This window comes from Thiemannella venezuelensis (assembly GCF_014203605.1).
Classification (GTDB): Bacteria; Actinomycetota; Actinomycetes; order Streptosporangiales; family Streptosporangiaceae; genus Planomonospora_A; species Planomonospora_A venezuelensis.
The window spans coordinates 1-17,147 of sequence record NZ_JACHJJ010000050.1 but is presented as its reverse complement, the minus strand read 5'-3'; the positions used below and the strand labels follow the sequence as shown (position 1 = coordinate 17,147).

Genomic DNA, 17,147 nt, shown 5'->3' with positions numbered 1-17,147 from the left:
ACAACATCTGGGTTCTCGTCCCCATCGCCCCATGACGAAGAGGGTGAGCCGGCGCATGCCGACCCACCCACCAAGATCTTCAGGACACTCCTAGGCGGCCGGAGGGCTGCGCGGGGTGACGACCCGGCGGAGGGTGCGCCGGGGGCCTGCCGCCGGACCGGCGCCGAGCCGGACGAGCGGCACGAGGAGGAGAAGGGCCGCCGCGGCGCCCGCGGCCGGCAGAGAGCGCGGCTGCCCCGGCGCCGGCAGGTGCTCGGCCCCGCCGGACAGGAACCGGGGCGCGGTCGACTGGTGTGCGCCGGAGCTCTGAGGAACCCAGAGACCGCTGTCAGAGCCGGTGGAACGCCACCCGCCCGACCAGGAGGAGGGGGCGACCGCCGCGAGGACGACGGCGAGAACGAGGCCCACCACGGCCGCTGCGGCAGTGGGCCTGCGTACACCCCGCCGCGGTTCCCTCATCACCAGCGACCATAGCCCAACCTTCGCGGAGGGGCACTCGGCCCACCGCCCGCCCGTGAAGCCGCCGTCCCCTGAATCGGCCGGATCCCGGGCACCCGCGGCCACCGGGGATCCCGCACGTGCGCGAATGGTCCGCGCGGCCCCCATGATGGGAGGACGTCTTCCCTGTCCCCTGCGAGGTGCATGCGATGGCCGCCACTCCGGCCTGCCCGCCGTCCGTCGAGGAGCTGACCTACCCGGCCCGCTCGCTGGTGCTGCTCACCGGGCTCCCCGGCGCGGGCAAGAGCACCCTGCTGGACCGGTTGTACGGCCTGCGCGGCGACGAGACCCGGCCGGTGACCGCCGGAGACGCCGTGGTGATCGACTCCCGGCAGTCCCGCGCCTGGTGGGCGCCCCGCCTCGCCCCGCTCCCGCCGCGCCTGCGCACCCCGATCGTGCACACCACCCACATGGCGCGCATCGTCCGCGCCGTTCTCCGCGGCCACGCCGTCGTCGCGCACAGCCGGGGCACCTGGCCGCACATCATGTACGGCCTGGCCTGGGTCGCCCGGCTCGGCGGCGCCGAGATGCACCTGGTCATGCTCGACGTGGAGCCCGGGGTCGCGCGCAAGGGGCAGTTGACCCGGGGCCGGGTCGTCCCCGCCGGCCTCTTCACCTGGCACTGCCGCCGCTGGCGGCGGATCGTCGCCCGTGCCCGCACCGGCGCGGTGCCCCCTGCGGTGAGCGCGACGGTCCTCGACCGGCCCGCGGCGGACCGGCTCCAGGCCATCCGCTTCGCCAAGCGCTGAGCCGCCGGTCCCCGGGGACGCCGGACCCGTCAGCCCCGATCCGGCCGGTCCCGGTTCAGGTTTCCCACCGCGGCGGCGAGCGCGGCGCCGTAGACCACGTGTCCCGCCCCCATCACCGCGACCCGTCCCGGCCGGTCGCGGGAGATCGGCGGCAGGACGCCGAGGGCGGGGACCCACCCCTGGTAGCCGGCCAGCCAGATCGCCAGGCCGTACCCGACGCCCGCCGGGACCGGAGGGCGGCGTCCCCTCGCCAGAAGCCCGAACAGCGCTCCGCAGGCGGCGCCGAATCCGACGTGCGCGACCGCCGCGAGCACTCCCTCACCCGGTTCGGGCCGATGCCGCCCGCCGGGCAGGAAGGCCCGGATGATGCGCTTGGGCGGCTGGTCGCGCATCAGCCCGGCGCGGTCGCCGGCGACCATCACCACGCTCATGGCGGCGGTGGCGACCACCCCGCCCAGGCCGCCCCGCACGAGATCCCGGATCATGACGGCCGCTCCCCGTCCCGCTCGTTCTCTCCCATCCCGGCCGACTCCCCTCCGCGCCGCCGGCCAAACAACCCGGAGGCCGGACGCCGGCGTCCGGCAGCTCGTCCGCCACAGCCCTGCGGCGCCGCCACCCGGTCAAGCGGCGGGCAAGGGGTCCGCAACCGCCAGGGCCTATCCATGGACAGCCGGGACCCGCCGGGGCCCCGGCTCTCCGATGTGAAGGACGAAGGACATGGGACGCACTCCTCGGGTCATCATCGCCGCCGCCGTCGGGCTCCTCGCGGCCGGCGCCGTGGTCAGCGCCGCTCTGGGCGGCCTGAACTGGCCTTTCGCCCTCCTGCTGGTCTCCGCCGGGATCGTGGGGATCGTCGATCTCCTGAAGGCCCGCCCGTCGGCGGGCGGCGGGGACTCCTGAGCCGGGGACGGGCTCACAGCGGGAGCACACCACCGGGCTTGAGGGCCTTCATGGCGATCTGCGAGGTGAGCTTGTCCAGGCCGGGCAGGCGGCCGAGCCGCTCCAGGCAGAGCTGGCTGTAGGACTCCATGTCGGGCACCGCGACCCGGAGCACGTAGTCGGGGCGGCCGAACATGCGCAGGCACTCGACCACGTCGTCGATCTCCATGACGGCCGCCTCGAAGGCGGTGACGGTCTCGGCGTCCTGGCCCTCCAGTTCGACGTAGGCCAGCACCTGGAACCCGCGCCCCACGGCGGCCGGATCGACCACCGCCCGGTAGCCGCTGATCACTCCGGACTCCTCCAGGTTGCGGACCCGGCGCAGGCACGGCGAGGGCGTCAGCCGTACCCGCTCGGCCAGTTCCTGGTTGCTCAGTCTCCCCTCGGTTTGCAGGAGGCTGAGAATTGCGCGGTCGATGGCATCCATGGCAACAGATGCTAATACGAGCGGTGAACGACACGAATATTGACATCGGATACCGGTCACTCTGACATAACCTTGCGGCAATCCAAGCGGGGCCGACAGACGGGACCACCAGCATGACGATCTTCGCAGACTCCCGCGAGATCACTCCCGACGACCGGTACCTCCTCGACGGGGGCCAGGTCTTCATGAACGGCACGCAGGCGCTGGTGCGGGTGATCCTCGACCAGATGCGCGCCGACCGCCGCGCCGGGCTCGACACGGGCACGATGGTGTCGGGCTACCCGGGCTCGCCGCTGGGCGGCTTCGACCTGGAGCTGGCCCGCGCCCGCAGGCACACCGAGCCGCTCGACGTGGTGCACCGCCCCGGCCAGAACGAGGAGCTGGGCGCCACCGCCGTCTGGGGCAGCCAGCTCGTGCCCGCGCTCCCCCGGCCGCGCAAGACCGGCGTGCTGGGCGTCTGGTACGGCAAGGCCCCCGGCGTGGACCGCGCGGCCGACGCCTTCCGGCACGGCAACTTCGTCGGCGCCCACCCGCAGGGCGGCCTGATCGCCTTCTGCGGCGACGACCCGACGTGCAAGTCCTCCACGCTTCCCTCCGCCACCGAGAGCGCGCTCGCCGCCCTCGGCATGCCGATCGTCCACCCTGGCAGCGTCCAGGAACTGCTCGACCTGGGCCGCCACGCGATCGCGGCGTCCCGGGCGAGCGGGCTGTGGGTCGCGGTGAAGGCCGTCTCCAACGTCGTGGACGGCACCGGCACCGTGAGCGTCGGGCATGACCGGGTCGTCCCGGTCATGCCCGGCGCCGGAGACGGGGATGGAGCCGGCTACAGCGTCGACTATCAAGGCAGGCCGTACCGGCACATGCCCAACGCCACCCTGCTCACCCCCTGGTCGCTGGAGATGGAGCGCACCCTCGTCGGCCCGCGCACCGAACTGGCCCGCGCCTACGCCCGGGAGAACGGCCTCAACCGCATCACCGCCGACCCCCCGGGCGCCTGGCTCGGCGTCGTGGCCTCCGGCACCGCCTACTACGACGTGCGCGAGGGCTTCCGCAAGCTCGGCGTCACGCCGGAGGAGGCCGGTGTCCGGCTGCTGAAGATCGGCATGCTCTGGCCCCTGGAGCCGGAGATCGTCCGGACCTTCGCCCGCGGCCTGGAAGAGATCATGGTCGTGGAGGAGAAGGCCCCGCTCCTGGAGACTCTGGTCAAGGACGTCCTGTACGGCACCGCGGACGCCCCGCGCGTCCTGGGCAAGCTGGACGAGAACGGCGCCCGGCTGATCCCGCAGGCGGGCGGCGTGGACGCCGACCTGGCGGCCAAGGCCGTCGCCTTCCGGCTGCGCCGCAAGGGAATCGCGGCGGAGCGCTCCTCCTCGGACCTCGGCGACCGCGTCTCCAGGAACCTGGCCGTCATCTCCCGCCCCGAGCCGCTGAAGCTGCTCACCGCCCAGCGCACCCCGTTCTTCTGCTCGGGCTGCCCGCACAACCGCTCCACCGCCGTCCCGGACGGCGCGCCGGTCGGCGCCGGGATCGGCTGCCACACCATGGTCGTGATCAACCCCGAGGGCAAGGGCACGCTCACCGGCCTGACCCAGATGGGCGGCGAGGGCACCCAGTGGATCGGCCAGGCGCCGTTCACCGACACCCCGCACATCTTCCAGAACCTCGGCGACGGCACCTTCCACCACTCGGGCTCGCTCGCGGTCCGCGCGGCGGTCGGCGCGGGCGTCAACATCACCTACAAGATCCTCTACAACAGCGCGGTCGCGATGACCGGCGGGCAGACGATCCAGCCGTCGCTGGCGGTGGCCGACCTGACGCGCTGGCTGGAGGTCGAGGGCGTACGCCGGGTGATCGTCACCACCGACGAGCCCGCCCGCTACCGCGGCGTCCGGCTGGCGAAGATCGCCGAGGTCCGCGACCGGAGCGCGCTGGAGGACGCCCAGCGCGAGCTGGCCGCGATCCCCGGGGTGACCGTGCTGGTCCACGACCAGCAGTGCGCGGCCGAGAAGCGGCGGCTGCGCAAGAAGGGCGCGCTGCCCGACCCGGTGAAGCGGGTGGCGATCAACCAGCGGGTCTGCGAGGGCTGCGGCGACTGCGCGAAGAAGTCCGAGTGCCTGTCGGTGCTTCCGGTGGAGACCGAGTTCGGCCGCAAGACCGAGATCCACCAGTCGTCGTGCAACAAGGACTACTCGTGCGTGGAGGGCGACTGCCCGTCCTTCGTCACCGTGGTCCCGGGCAAGGCCGGCAGGCCCGGGAAGGCCGCGAAGTCAGGGAAGGCGGGCAGGCGCGCCGTACCGGCCCCTCCGGAGATGCCCGCGCCCGAGGCGCGCGGCGCGGAGGCGACGATCCGCCTGGTCGGCATCGGCGGGACCGGCGTGGTCTCGATCGCCCAGATCCTCGGCACCGCCGCCCTGCTCGACGGCAAGCGGTCGCGCGGGCTCGACCAGACGGGCCTGGCGCAGAAGGGCGGGACGGTCGTCTCCGACATCCTGATCTTCGACGGCGAGGGCGACCGGTCCGGGCAGGCCAGCGCGGCCAGCGTCGACGCCTACCTGGCGCTGGACCTGATCGGCGCCACCGACCCCAAGCACCTGCGCACCGCCGACCGCGACCGCACCGTCGCGGTGGTCTCCACCAGCCTGGTCCCGACCGGTTCCATGGTGCTCGACCCGGCCACCCACCTGACCGAGCTCGGCTCGCCGATCGGCGCGCTGGAGGCCAGGACCCGCCGCGAGCTGAACGTCTACCTCGACGCCGAGGAACTGGCGCAGGCCGTCTTCGGCGACCACATGCCGGCCAACACGATCGTGGTCGGAGCCGCCTGGCAGCGCGGGCTCATCCCGCTCAGTCTGGACGCGATCGAGCGCGCCATCCGGCTGGGCGGAGGGAAGTCCGCGGAGAGGACCGTGGCCGCCTTCCACTGGGGCCGGGCGGTCGTGGCCGCTCCCGAGGCCGTGGCGGCGGCGACCGGCGCCGCCTCCCCCGAGGCCGGACCCGGGACCGGGCGGCTCTCCGAGGAGGTCCTGCGGCTGGTCGGGTCCGTGGGCGCGCCGGAGGGGAGCGAGCTGCACCGGCTGCTCCTGGTCCGGGTGCCCGACCTGGTCGCCTACCAGAACCTGCGCTACGCCGCCGGATACGCCGAGGCGGTGCGCGCCGTGCTCGCCCGCGAGCAGGCGGGGCACCGCCCGGACGCCGGGGCCCCGATCACTGCGGCCCCGATCACTGCGGCCCCGATCACCGAGGCCTACGCCCGTCACCTGCACCGGCTGATGGCCTACAAGGACGAGTACGAGGTCGCGCGGCTCCACCTCGACCCGGCCGAACGGGCCAGGATCGCCGCGGAGTTCGGCCCCGGCGCGAAGATCTCCTACAACCTGCACCCGCCGGTCTTCCGGGCGCTGGGCATGAAGCGCAAGATCCGCCTCGGCTCCTGGTTCGACCCGGCCTTCCGCCTGCTGTACGGCATGCGCCGGGTGCGCGGCACGAGGCTGGACCCGTTCGGGATGGCCGGGGTGCGCAGGGTCGAACGGGAACTCGTCGCCGAGTACACCCGGGATGTGCACCGCGCCCTGGAGCACCTGTCCCCGGAGACCGAGGACCGGGTCCGCGAGCTGGCCGGCCTGCCCGAGACGGTCCGCGGCTACGAGGACGTGAAGCTGGGCACCGTGGCCGCCTACCGGGAGCGGGCCGCCGCCCTGCTGGCGAGGCTGGAGTCCGGCCGCTGAGCCCCTGAGGCCGAAGGAGCGCAGGGACCACCGGGGGCGCCGGGGGTGCCGGGGCGGCCCGGACTCCGGACCGCCCGCCCGACCCAGCCGAGACCCTCCTCGACCGTCACACCCGGTCGAGGAGGGTCTTCTCCGTGATGGGGTCCTCGTGGGTGCCCTGCACCGTGCAGGCGTGGGCTCCGGCGACCGCGCCGAACCGCACGCACTCCTCGACCGGGCGGCCGCGCAGCCTGCCGTACAGGAACCCGCTGACGAAGGCGTCTCCCGCGCCGTTGCTGTCGGCGACCGGACCGGGCAGCGGCGCGGCCGGGAAGTGCCGCAGGCCCGAGGAGTCGAGGACGTGGCAGCCGGCGGCTCCCGCCGTGCAGACGACGGTCTCGGCGCGGCCGGCCTCGAGGATGCCGCGCATGACGGCGTCGCGCCGGGCGCCGAGCGCGGTCTCCGAGAGGAAGACCAGGCCGGAGGACCGGGCGAAGTCGCGGTGGTGGTCGTTCTCGCCGTCCCAGTCGTGCAGGTCGGTGGAGATGCCCGCGGCGTCCCTGTCCGCCAGGTCGGGGTAGGCGTGCCGGGAGAAGTCCGTGATCGAGACGTGGACGTGCCGGGCGCGGCGGGCCGCGTCGAGGTAGAGCTCACGCGGGAGCCGCTCCCCCGGCTCGGCGCGCGGGTCGAACAGCGAGGTGCGCCGCCCGTCCGGGCCGACGAGCAGGACGCTGCGCCGGGTGCCCTGCGGGGCGGGGGCCCAGCCCGCCTCGATGCCCCGGTCGGCGAAGTACGTCCTGATGAACCGGCCCTGGGGGTCGTCGCCGACCAGGTCGACGAGCCTGACCCGCAGGCCGAGGGCGTGGCAGCCGAGCGCGACGCCGCTGCCGGTGTTGCCGATCCGGTCGACGACCGGCGGGACGGCGTAGGTGTCGGCGTACGGCAGGGGCAGGCCGGGCACGTAGACGGTGGTGTCGACGCCGGTCCCGCCGATCACGACCACGTCGTGGCTCACAAGCCCTCCTTCGTCGGCCCCGTGAGCAGGGTGCTGTGCCCATCGGCTCGCTCGCTACGCTCACTCACAGGTTCACGATCCTTTCCCGGTGACGGGCGGTCACCGGTTGACCAGGGGGCCGGAGCCGGTGGAGCGGCGCACCACCAGCTCGGGCTGGAACACCAGCTCGACGTGGCGGCCCGGCGTGCCGTTGACCCCTTCCAGGAGGGTCTCCACCGCCGCCGCGGCCATCGCGCCGATCGGCTTGCGGACGGTGGTCAGCGGCGGGTCGGTGAACGCGATCAGCGGCGAGTCGTCGAAGCCCACCACCGAGACCTCGCCGGGCACCGACAGGCCCCGGTCGCGGCAGGCCCGGATCGCGCCCAGCGCCATCAGGTCCGAGGCGCACACGATGCCGGTGCACCCCTGCTCCAGCAGCCTCACCGCCGCCGCCTGGCCGCCCTCGACCGAGAACAGCGAGTGCGAGATCAGCTCGTCCACCTCGGTCACCCCCAGCAGCTGCGCCATCGCCCGCCGGTAGCCCTCGATCTTGCGGATCACCGGCACGAACCGGCCCGGCCCGACGGCCAGCCCGATGCGCTCGTGCCCCAGGTCCACCAGGTGCTGCACGGCCAGTTGCGCGGCGAGCCGGTCGTCCGGGGAGATGAAGGGCGCGTCGATCTGGTCGGTGTAGCCGTCCAGCAGGACGATGGGCAGCCCGCGGTCGGTGAGCCGGGTGTAGCGGTCCATCCGGGCGGTGGTGTCGGCGTGCAGCCCGGAGACGAAGACGATGCCGCTGACCCCGCGGTCGGTCAGCAGTTCGGTGAACTCGTCCTCCGGCGCCCCGCCGGGAAGCTGGGTGCAGAGCACGGGGGTGTAGCCGTGCTGGGTCAGCGCCTTCTCTATCGCCTGGGCGAAGGCCGGGAAGATCGGGTTGTCCAGCTCCGGCGTGACCAGCCCGATCAGCCCGTTGCTGCGCTGGCGCAGCCGCTGCGGCCGCTCGTAGCCCATCAGGTCGAGGGCGGTCAGCACCGCCTGCCGGGTGACCGCCGAGACGCCCGGCTTGCCGTTGAGCACCCGGCTCACCGTCGCCTCGCTGACCCCCGCCTGGAGCGCGATGTCCGCCAGCCGGGTGCCCGCCCCGTCGGGGCGCGGGCGGGAGCTCTGCGTTGCTTCACCGTCCATCCGACGTACCTCACCATGGGGGTGGAGGGGGCGCAAGCCGGATGGGGGTCTCCGATCCGGCGTGCGCCCCGTTGTGAAATTCGTTTCCGAAAGTTTCCGCAAACTCTAACATCTTGGAGGCTTCAACGCCGCAAGCTTCCGAAAACAGGCAATACAGTGCGCCGGTTATCCGCCAGAGATACAGATGTAACCACCAGATGCACGATTTCTAACGACATCTATGGACACACGGGCAAGTGTCACGATGTACTACCTCATCAATCACAGGGTGGATCCGGACACCCCGTCCGGGAGGAACGAGCGCGAAGTATGAGTACCGTCGTCCTGGACAACGTGACCAAGGTGTACCCGGGGGGGTACCTGGCGGTCGATCGGATGAACCTGCGCACCGGGGACGGCGAGTTCCTGGTCCTGCTCGGCCCCTCGGGCTGCGGGAAGTCGACTCTGCTGCGGATGATCGCCGGGCTCGAGGAGGTCACCTCCGGCGACCTGTGGCTGGGCGGCGAGCTCGCCAATGACCTCGCCCCGCGCGACCGGGACGTCGCCATGGTCTTCCAGAACGGCGCGCTCTACCCTCACCGCACCGTGCGCGGCAACCTCTCCTTCCCCCTGGAGATCGCCAAGGCCGATCCGGAGCTGGTCAGGGACCGGGTCACCGAGCTGTCGAAGGCCCTGCACATCGACGAGACACTCGACCGTCGTCCTGGAACGCTCTCAGGCGGCCAGCGGCAGCGGGTGGCGATGGGCCGCGCGATCGTCCGCCAGCCCTCGCTGTTCCTGATGGACGAGCCGCTGTCCAACCTGGACGCCGGCATGCGGACCGAGCTGCGGATGGAGATCTCCGCGCTGGTCCGCTCCCTCGGGGTGACCACGATCTACGTGACGCACGACCAGGTCGAGGCGCTGACCCTGGCCGACCGGATCGCCATCATGAACCGGGGAGTGCTCCAGGACGTCGGCACGCCCGGGCAGGTCTACAACGACCCGGCCACCGCCTTCACCGCGGCCTTCCTCAGCTCCCAGCAGCTCAACCTGCTCTCGGCCACCGTGCGGACCCCGCAGAACCAGTTCATCCTGCTGGACTTCGGCCCGCACCAGATCACCATCCCCTGGACCGATCCGCGCGCCTACGTGATCTCCCAGCACGTCGGCCACCAGATCATCGTCGGGCTCCGCCCCGACTGCCTCGCCCCGGTTCCGGAGACCTTCGAGGGGCCCACCTTCCTCGGCCGGGTGCGCGCCCTGGAATACCACGGCCACGAGTGGCTCGCCTACGTCGAGTCGGGCATCACCTCCGTCGCCGTCCCCGAGCCCCCGGACCCCCGGCTGAACGCCCGCGGCGCGGGCTCCGACGCCCAGGGCAGCCGGATCCGCTCCATGATGCGTCGGCTGCTGCCCGGCTCGGGGGTCGAGGAAAGCCCCCAGTACCAGAGCCAGGAGCAGGTCGGCGGCACCCATCGCCGGGCCGACCTCATCGTCCGCGTCGGGTCCCGGCCCGTCTGGCGCGCCGGGGAGCCGGCCCGGGTCGGCGTCGACGTCACCCGCCTGCTGCTGTTCACCGCCGACGGGTCCCGCATCGACCCGCCGCACCGCTGACCCGGGAACGGCGCCTCGGCGGTCAGGCGGAGGCGGCGATGATGGAGACGATCTCCACGACCCGGTTGGCACGGTCCATCTCGGCGCGGTGGAAGGGCGGGCCCTCGGTGCGGGCCAGCACCACGTGCAGGGCCGCGCCGGGGACGGGCAGGCTCATCAGCCGGTAGGGACCGGAGGCCAGCACCGCGGGGCGCAGGGGCGTGAGATCGCCGAACTTCACTCCGGCCAGGCCGCCGTCCTCGTCCAGCACCGCCGGGGCCTGCCAGCTGCGGTGGACGAGCCCGCCCTCGCCGGAGGCGAGGGCGACGGCCCATTCGGCTCCCACCAGGTCGGGCACGGCGTCCACCAGGGTGGGGAAGGCCCTCGACGGATCGGCGGCGACGTGGCGGAGCAGATCGTAGTCCGGGGCCGCGCCCGGGGTCTCGCGGGTGGGCCAGACGCCCTCGACCCGCATGCCCGGGACCACCGCGAGGCGGTCGCGGACGGTCGCCGCGTCCGGGCCTCCGGGCCAGGAGACGATGAAGTCGTCCACGGCCCGGCCGGTCTCGCGTTCCAGCACCGTCACCTGGAGGATGTCCGCGCCCAGCGTGCCGAGCACCCGCGCGACCTGTCCCAGGGCGCCCGGCCGGTCGGGAAAGGACACCCGGAGCCGAAGTATCATCGCCAACCACCTCTCTTCGGGCACCAGGGTGCCCTGAGCAGGTTTCCCCGATGTTCTCAGAAGATGTCCAGGATATGTCCCGGGCGGCGGCGTTCTCCGGGGGACGCCCGTACGGCGGGCGCGGCGTCCGGCACGGGCCCGGCTCCCCGGCCCTCGGGCCGGGGGGCGCGTCAGTTCTGGTAGGCCCCGGCCGCGGGGGCCGCGGGCAGCGGCTTGCCGGTCAGGTCGCGGGCGAGGGCGGCTCCGCCGTACCAGGCGGGGCCGAGCCTGACGCCGCGGCCGAGGGCCGGGGAGCCGGGCGCCAGGCGGAGGTCCCTGGTGCTGCGGAAGCCCGGCTTGGCCACGACGGACCGGGAGCCGAGCTTGAACTTGACGGAGCGGCCGTAGTACACGCTCCCGCCCTCGTCCGCGCCCTTGCCGTCCTCGTAGCCCACCTGCCCGCCGACCATGATGGCGTTGTTGCGGAGCTTGAGGATGGCCGGCGAGCAGCCGTCGTGGCAGGACCAGCCGATGGTGTCGCGGGACGGCAGGTAGACCGAGTTGTGCACCGCGATGGTGCCCTTCACCGGGCCGACGGCGTGCCGGGCGCCGCGGGTGATCAGGAAGGAGCCGCGCTTGCGGGCGGAGGTCACCACGTTGTGCGCGAAGACGTTCCCGGTGGAGGTCTTGCCCTTCTCCGCGCCGAGCTCGACGAAGGTCTCGTTGTCGCGGGCGGTGTTGTGGGTGACCCGGTTGCGGTCGCCGTTGAACACCTCGACGGCGGCGCCGTCGGTGCGGTAGTCGTGGCTGGACGCGTAGCTGCCGGTGATCGTGTTACCGGTGATGAGGTTGTCGTCGCCGTTGAGCAGCACGCCGAAGGCGCCGGAGTCGTCGTCGCCGCCCTTGTCGTTGACGCTCATCCGGTTGTTCTTGGTCAGGGTGCTGTTCTTGACCGTGTTGTGGGAGCCCATGATGTGCACGCCGCTGATGTTGCGGTCGGCGTGCACGGCGTCGAGCTCGTTGCGGTCACCGCTGATCTCGAAGCCGGACCACCGGCAGCCGCTGGCGCGTATGCCGGTGACCCGGATGTAGGACCCGCTGACCACGACGCACTCGTCGTCCCGGCCGCCGATCTTCGGGGCGGCGCCCTCGCCGTAGGCCTCCACGGTGATGCGCGAGGCGGCGGTGCCCTTGCCGCTCAGCGTGAGGGCGCCCTTCCAGCTGCCGCCGCGCTTGAGCCGGACGGTGTCGCCGGGCTTGAGCTCGGTGCCGTTGACGGCCTGCAGGGACTGCCAGGCCGTGGTGGCCGAGGTTCCCGTCGCGGAGTCGTTGCCCCGCTGCGAGTCGACGTAGTAGACCGTTCCCGCCGCCGCTGCCGCCGTGGCCGGGGCGGGGACGAGCATCCCGCCTGCCACGAGCATTCCTGCTGCGGGAACGATCCACCGCCTGGTCGGCTCCATCCGGGCACACTCCATCGCCGTCACGATTGAAAAGGTTGAGTTGAATCCTTTCATAACCATTGCCGGAATTGCCATTTCGAGACCCGACGTCCAGCCAACCGTTACCGCCCTCCGGCGTACCTTCCCCCCGTCCCGCGCGGCAAGCACGCGACCGGGAGGACGGACCCTCAACGCACGATCTTGGGACCGGAACCCGTCGAGCCGCGCACGATGAACTCCGGCTGGAAGATGAGCTCGGAGTGCTGGCCGGGCGTGCCCGCGACGGCTTCGAGCAGCGTGTGCACCGCGGCGGTCACCATCGACTGCACCGGCTGGCGCACGGTGGTCAGCGGCGGGTCGGTGAACGCGATCAGCGGCGAGTCGTCGTATCCGACGATCGACACGTCCCCGGGCACCGACAGGCCCCGGTCGCGGCAGGCCCGGATCGCGCCCAGCGCCATCAGGTCCGAGGCGCACACGATGCCGGTGCACCCCCGCTCCAGCAGCACCGAGGCGGCGGCCTGGCCGCCCTCGACCGAGAACAGCGAGTGCGAGATCAGCTCGTCCACCTCGGTCACCCCCAGCAGCTGCGCCATCGCCCGCCGGTAGCCCTCGATCTTGCGGATCACCGGCACGAACCGGCCCGGCCCCGCGGCCAGCCCGATGCGCTCGTGCCCCAGGTCCACCAGGTGCTGCACGGCCAGCCGCGCGGCGGCCCAGTCGTCCGGGGAGATGAACGGGGCCTGCACGTCGCCGGAGTGCCCGTTGAGCAGGACGATGGGCACGCCCTGGCCGAGCAGCTGGGTGTAGCGGTCCTGGTTGGCGGTGACGTCGGCGTGCAGCCCGGAGACGAAGATGATCCCGCTGACCCCGCGCTCGACGAGCAGTTCGGTGAACTCGTCCTCGGCCGCGCCGCCGGGCAGCCGGGTGCACAGCAGCGGCGTGTAGCCGTGCTGGGTCAGCGTCTTCTCGAAGGCCTGGGCGAAGGCCGGGAAGATCGGGTTGTCCAGCTCCGGCGTGACCAGCCCGATCAGCCCGTTGCTGCGCTGGCGCAGCCGCTGCGGCCGCTCGTAGCCCATGACGTCGAGCGCGGCCAGCACCGCCTGCCGGGTCGCCGCCGAGACGCCCGGCTTGCCGTTGAGCACCCGGCTCACCGTCGCCTCGCTGACTCCGGCGTGCACGGCGATGTCGGCCAGTCTGGCCGTGCCGGGCGCCAGCGGGCCGCCGTTGTACGACGTCATCGCGGGCTCAGCACTCCCACCAGGCGGCGGAGTCCGGCGCGAGCCGTACCACGCCGTCCCGGCCGAGCGGTTCCGCGCTGGCCAGCAGGAGCCTGCCGGGCGCGGGCAGTTCGACCGGCTCACCGGTCAGGTTCACCGTGACGGCGAGCCCGTCGCCCCTCCGGAAGGCGAGGGTGCCCTCCGGGGAGTCCAGCCAGGTCAGCGGGGCGTCGCCGAAGGAGTCGCGCTCCCGCCGGATCCGCAGCGCCTCCCGGTAGAGGTGGAGCGTGGAGTCGGGGTCGCGCAGCTGGGACTCGACGCTGAGCGGGCCCCAGGAGGCCGGCATCGGCAGCCACGACTCCTCGATGCCGGGCAGGCTGAAACCGAAGTGCGGCTGCACGTCGGCCCACGGGATCGGCACCCGGCAGCCGTCGCGGCCGTCCTCGGGGTTGCGCAGCCGCTGCGGGTCGCGCAGGTACTCCTCCGGCAGGTCGAGCACCTCGGGCAGGCCGAGCTCCTCGCCCTGGTAGACGTAGGTGGAGCCGGGCAGCCCCAGTGTCAGCAGGGCCGCGGCGCGGGCGCGGCGCAGGCCGAGCTCGCCGTGGCCGTACCGGGTGACGTGCCGCTTGACGTCGTGGTTGGACAGCACCCAGGTCGCGGGCGCGCCGACCGCGCCGGCGCTGGCCAGCGACTCGTCGATCACCGTGCGGAAGCGGGCCGCGTCCCACGGGGTGGTCAGGAAGTGGAAGTTGAACGCCTGGTGCAGCTCGTCCGGGCGCACGTAGTTGGCCAGCCGGTCCAGGGACGGCACCCACGCCTCGGCGACGCCGATCCGCTCGCCCGGGTAGGAGTCGAGCAGCCGGCGCCAGGCGCGGTGGATCTCGTGCACGCCGTCCTGGTCGAAGAACGGGACGACCTGGGTTCCGATCATCTTGACCTGGTCGGAGTGGCCGACGTCGGGCAGCCCCTCGGCCTTGACCATGCCGTGGGAGACGTCGATGCGGAAGCCGTCCACTCCCAGGTCGAGCCAGAACCGCAGGATCGACTCGAACTCGGCGTGGACCTCGGGGTTCTCCCAGTCCAGGTCCGGCTGCTCGGGGGCGAACAGGTGCAGGTACCACTGCCCGTCGGGCAGCCGCGTCCACGCCGGCCCGCCGAAGACCGACTCCCAGTCGTTCGGCGGCAGCTCGCCGTGCGCCCCCTTGCCCTCGCGGAAGATGTAGCGCCTGCGCTCGGGGCTGCCCGCCCCTGCCGCCAGCGCCTGCTGGAACCACACGTGCTGGTCGGAGGTGTGGTTGGGCACGACGTCGACGATCACGCGCAGGTCGTGCGCGTGCGCGTCGTCGATCAGCGCCTTGGCGTCGGCGAGAGAGCCGAAGATCGGGTCCACGTCCCGGTAGTCCGCCACGTCGTAGCCGAAGTCCGCCATCGGCGAGGTGTAGAACGGGTTCAGCCAGATCGCGTCGACGCCCAGGTCCGCCAGGTAGCGCAGCCGGGACCGCACACCCAGCAGGTCGCCGATGCCGTCTCCGTTGCCGTCGGCGAAGCTGCGCACGTAAACCTGGTAGATCACCGCGTCACGCCACCACCGGGTCGCGGTGCCGGCCCCGGCGGCCCCGGCCGCCTCAGTGACCCCAGTGGCCTCGGCAGCCCCAGTGGCCCCAGTGGCCCCAGTGGCCCCAGTGGCATGGCCTACGTGAACGAGCTCAGTCATATGGGTCCCCCGATCAAATGACGACATGTCAGGACGTGATAGCACGGTGGTGTTACAGCTTCGTGGCGCCGGCGGTGAGGCCGGCCACCAGGTTGCGCTGGACGAGCAGGAAGACGACCGCCGCCGGCACCGCGATCAGCACCGCGGCCGCGGTCATCAGGCCCCAGTCGGACCAGTGCTGGCCGACGAACTGCTGCAGGCCGGCCGCGAGGGTGCGCGTGTCCTCTCCCGTCATGAACACCGTGGCGTAGGCGACCTCGCCCCAGGCGGTCATGAAGGAGTAGAACGCGGTGACCGCGATGCTGGGCCGGGCCAGCGGCAGGATGACCCGCCAGAAGGTGCCGAACGGGCTCAGCCCGTCGATCATGCCGGCCTGGTCGATCTCGCGGGGGATGGAGTCGAAGTAGCCCTTCATCATCCACGCGCAGAACGGCACCGCCACCGTCATGTAGGCGATGACCAGACCGGGGATCTGGTTGAGCAGGCCGAGCCCGGCCATCAGGTTGTACAGCGGCACGATCAGGATCGCCACCGGGAACATCTGGGTGATCAGCAGCATCCACATGACGCCGCGGTACCCCGGGAAGCGGAAGCGGCTGATCGCGTACCCGGTCGTCGAGGCCAGGAACACCCCGATGACCGTGGTCAGTCCCGCGATGATCACGGAGTTGAGCAGCCAGCTCGGGAACTGGGTCTCGGTCAGCACCCGAGTGTAGTTGTCCAGCGAGGAGTCGTCGAAGAGCTTCAGCTCGGTGGACAGCCAGCCGTCGCGCGGCTTGAGCGAGGTCAGGACGAGCCAGACCACGGGGAAGATCGAGATGAGGGACGCGACGACGAGCGTGCCGTGCAGCAGGATCGAGCCGCCGAGGCTGCGCTCGTCACGGCTGCGGGCGCGGCGGCGCCTCGCGGTCCCCCCGGAACTGCCGGGGTCCACAGAGCTCCCGGAGTCCACGGCGGCGGTGCTCATCACCAGACCTCCCCTTGCTTGCGCAGCGCGCGGCGGTAGACGACGGCCATCACGACCAGGAGCAGCAGGATGAGCACGCCCCAGGCCGCCGAGCCGGAGTAGTTGCGGATGCCGGTGAAGGCCTCGCGGTAGGCGTAGGTGACCAGGATCTCCGTGGAGCTGCCCGGGCCTCCGCCGGTGATCAGGAAGATCAGCGGGAACATGTTGAAGGTCCAGATCGTGCCCAGCAGCAGGACGGTGCTGGAGACCGTGCGCAGGCCGGGGACGGTGACGAAGCGGAAGCGCTGCCAGGGCGACGCGCCGTCCACCTCCGCCGCCTCGTAGAGCTCCCGGGGGATCGACTGGAGCCCGCCCAGCATGGCCAGCATCATGAAGGGGATGCCGATCCAGACGTTGACCGCGATGACGGCGATCTTCGCCGTGGTCGGGTCGTCGAGCCAGCCGACGCCGCCCAGGCCCATGCTCCGCAGCATGGCGTTGATGACGCCGTAGTCGCTGTTGTAGAGGTAGCGCCAGATGAACGCGGCGACGAACGGGGGGATCGCCCACGGCAGGATCAGCAGCACCCGGTAGACCGAGCGGAAGCGCATCCTCCGGTTGAGCATCAGGGCCAGCCCGAGCCCGACGCCGTAGTGGAGCGCGACGCAGGCGACGGTCCACAGGACCGTCCAGGTGAGCTTCTCCCAGAACAGGCCGCCGCCCAGGATGGAGAGGTAGTTGTCCAGCCCGGTGAACTCGTAGGTCGAGGGGATGACGTTGACGCCGATCGTGCGGCCCATGTTGGCCTCGGTGGCGTCGGTCATGGACAGGTAGACGCCCCGCACCAGCGGCCAGCCGATCAGCGCGGCGGTGACCACGACGACCGGGGTCACCATGGCCCAGGCGTACCAGTACTGGCTCAGCGAGCGGCGGAACGAACCGGCCTGCTTGGGGCGGCCCCGGCCGCGGGGGGGGGCGGCCGGGGCCCCCCCCCCCCCCCCCCCCGGGGGGGGGGCCCCCCCCCGGGGGGGGGGCCCAGCTGAGCGCCACGGCGTGTAGATAGCGGCGGGGATGGAAGGGGGCCGGGGGGGGAAAT

The 17,147-nt window shown here is 72.4% G+C and carries 15 protein-coding genes; 4 read left to right on the top strand and 11 right to left on the bottom strand.

Features of this window, described 5'->3' with window-relative positions:
• Nucleotides 1-90 precede the first annotated feature (90 nt).
• Nucleotides 91-411, bottom strand: a complete 321-nt coding sequence (locus FHS22_RS36585) for a hypothetical protein (protein WP_184948789.1) — start codon at nt 409-411, stop codon at nt 91-93.
• 236 nt (nt 412-647) lie between these two features.
• Between FHS22_RS36585 and FHS22_RS36580 the strand changes: the two genes are divergently transcribed.
• A complete protein-coding gene (locus FHS22_RS36580) occupies nt 648-1,247 on the top strand; it encodes an ATP-binding protein (RefSeq protein WP_184948788.1) in 600 nt (199 codons plus the stop codon).
• 29 nt (nt 1,248-1,276) lie between these two features.
• Here FHS22_RS36580 and FHS22_RS36575 read toward each other — a convergent pair whose 3' ends face one another.
• A complete protein-coding gene (locus FHS22_RS36575) occupies nt 1,277-1,732 on the bottom strand; it encodes a DUF6789 family protein (protein WP_184948787.1) in 456 nt (151 codons plus the stop codon).
• A gap of 232 nt (nt 1,733-1,964) precedes the next feature.
• Here FHS22_RS36575 and FHS22_RS36570 point away from each other — a divergent pair, with 232 nt between their 5' ends.
• Complete coding sequence (locus FHS22_RS36570; RefSeq protein ID WP_184948786.1) at nt 1,965-2,147, top strand: hypothetical protein; 183 nt, start codon at nt 1,965-1,967, stop codon at nt 2,145-2,147.
• A gap of 13 nt (nt 2,148-2,160) precedes the next feature.
• Here the strand turns inward: FHS22_RS36570 and FHS22_RS36565 are convergent, their stop codons facing one another.
• Nucleotides 2,161-2,613, bottom strand: a complete 453-nt coding sequence (locus tag FHS22_RS36565; RefSeq protein ID WP_184948785.1) for an Lrp/AsnC family transcriptional regulator — start codon at nt 2,611-2,613, stop codon at nt 2,161-2,163.
• Between the two features lie 113 nt (nt 2,614-2,726).
• Between FHS22_RS36565 and FHS22_RS36560 the strand changes: the two genes are divergently transcribed.
• On the top strand, nt 2,727-6,338 hold the full coding sequence (locus tag FHS22_RS36560) for an indolepyruvate ferredoxin oxidoreductase family protein (RefSeq protein ID WP_184948784.1): 3,612 nt from the start codon (nt 2,727-2,729) through the stop codon (nt 6,336-6,338).
• A 106-nt stretch (nt 6,339-6,444) separates the two neighbouring features.
• Here FHS22_RS36560 and FHS22_RS39510 read toward each other — a convergent pair whose 3' ends face one another.
• Together FHS22_RS39510 and FHS22_RS36550 are read right to left on the bottom strand one after the other, a co-directional pair.
• Nucleotides 6,445-7,332 carry a carbohydrate kinase family protein gene (locus tag FHS22_RS39510; RefSeq protein WP_184948783.1) on the bottom strand — a complete coding sequence of 296 codons (888 nt, stop codon included), beginning with the start codon at nt 7,330-7,332 and terminating at the stop codon, nt 6,445-6,447.
• A gap of 99 nt (nt 7,333-7,431) precedes the next feature.
• Nucleotides 7,432-8,496, bottom strand: coding sequence for a LacI family DNA-binding transcriptional regulator (locus tag FHS22_RS36550; RefSeq protein WP_184948782.1), 1,065 nt, complete (start codon nt 8,494-8,496; stop codon nt 7,432-7,434).
• 309 nt (nt 8,497-8,805) lie between these two features.
• Here FHS22_RS36550 and FHS22_RS36545 point away from each other — a divergent pair, with 309 nt between their 5' ends.
• Nucleotides 8,806-10,092: an ABC transporter ATP-binding protein gene (locus FHS22_RS36545; protein WP_184948781.1), complete on the top strand. Its 1,287-nt coding sequence runs from the start codon at nt 8,806-8,808 to the stop codon at nt 10,090-10,092.
• Between the two features lie 22 nt (nt 10,093-10,114).
• Here the strand turns inward: FHS22_RS36545 and FHS22_RS36540 are convergent, their stop codons facing one another.
• The 6 genes from FHS22_RS36540 to FHS22_RS36515 all read right to left on the bottom strand — a co-directional run bounded on the left by FHS22_RS36540 (nt 10,115) and on the right by FHS22_RS36515 (nt 16,947).
• On the bottom strand, nt 10,115-10,753 hold the full coding sequence (locus tag FHS22_RS36540) for an ACT domain-containing protein (RefSeq protein ID WP_184948780.1): 639 nt from the start codon (nt 10,751-10,753) through the stop codon (nt 10,115-10,117).
• A 170-nt stretch (nt 10,754-10,923) separates the two neighbouring features.
• A complete protein-coding gene (locus FHS22_RS36535; RefSeq protein WP_260408658.1) occupies nt 10,924-12,192 on the bottom strand; it encodes a NosD domain-containing protein in 1,269 nt (422 codons plus the stop codon).
• A 167-nt stretch (nt 12,193-12,359) separates the two neighbouring features.
• Nucleotides 12,360-13,412: a LacI family DNA-binding transcriptional regulator gene (locus tag FHS22_RS36530; protein WP_184948779.1), complete on the bottom strand. Its 1,053-nt coding sequence runs from the start codon at nt 13,410-13,412 to the stop codon at nt 12,360-12,362.
• Nucleotides 13,413-13,419: 7 nt separating this feature from the next.
• Nucleotides 13,420-15,105, bottom strand: coding sequence for a glycoside hydrolase family 13 protein (locus FHS22_RS36525; protein ID WP_184948778.1), 1,686 nt, complete (start codon nt 15,103-15,105; stop codon nt 13,420-13,422).
• A 52-nt stretch (nt 15,106-15,157) separates the two neighbouring features.
• Nucleotides 15,158-16,072 (bottom strand): sugar ABC transporter permease, encoded by a 915-nt coding sequence (locus FHS22_RS36520; protein WP_260408657.1) that lies wholly within the window; start codon nt 16,070-16,072, stop codon nt 15,158-15,160.
• On the bottom strand, nt 16,072-16,947 hold the full coding sequence (locus FHS22_RS36515; protein WP_184948777.1) for a carbohydrate ABC transporter permease: 876 nt from the start codon (nt 16,945-16,947) through the stop codon (nt 16,072-16,074). Before FHS22_RS36515 ends, FHS22_RS36520 begins: the two co-directional genes overlap by 1 nt.
• Between the last annotated feature and the right edge of the window lie 200 nt (nt 16,948-17,147).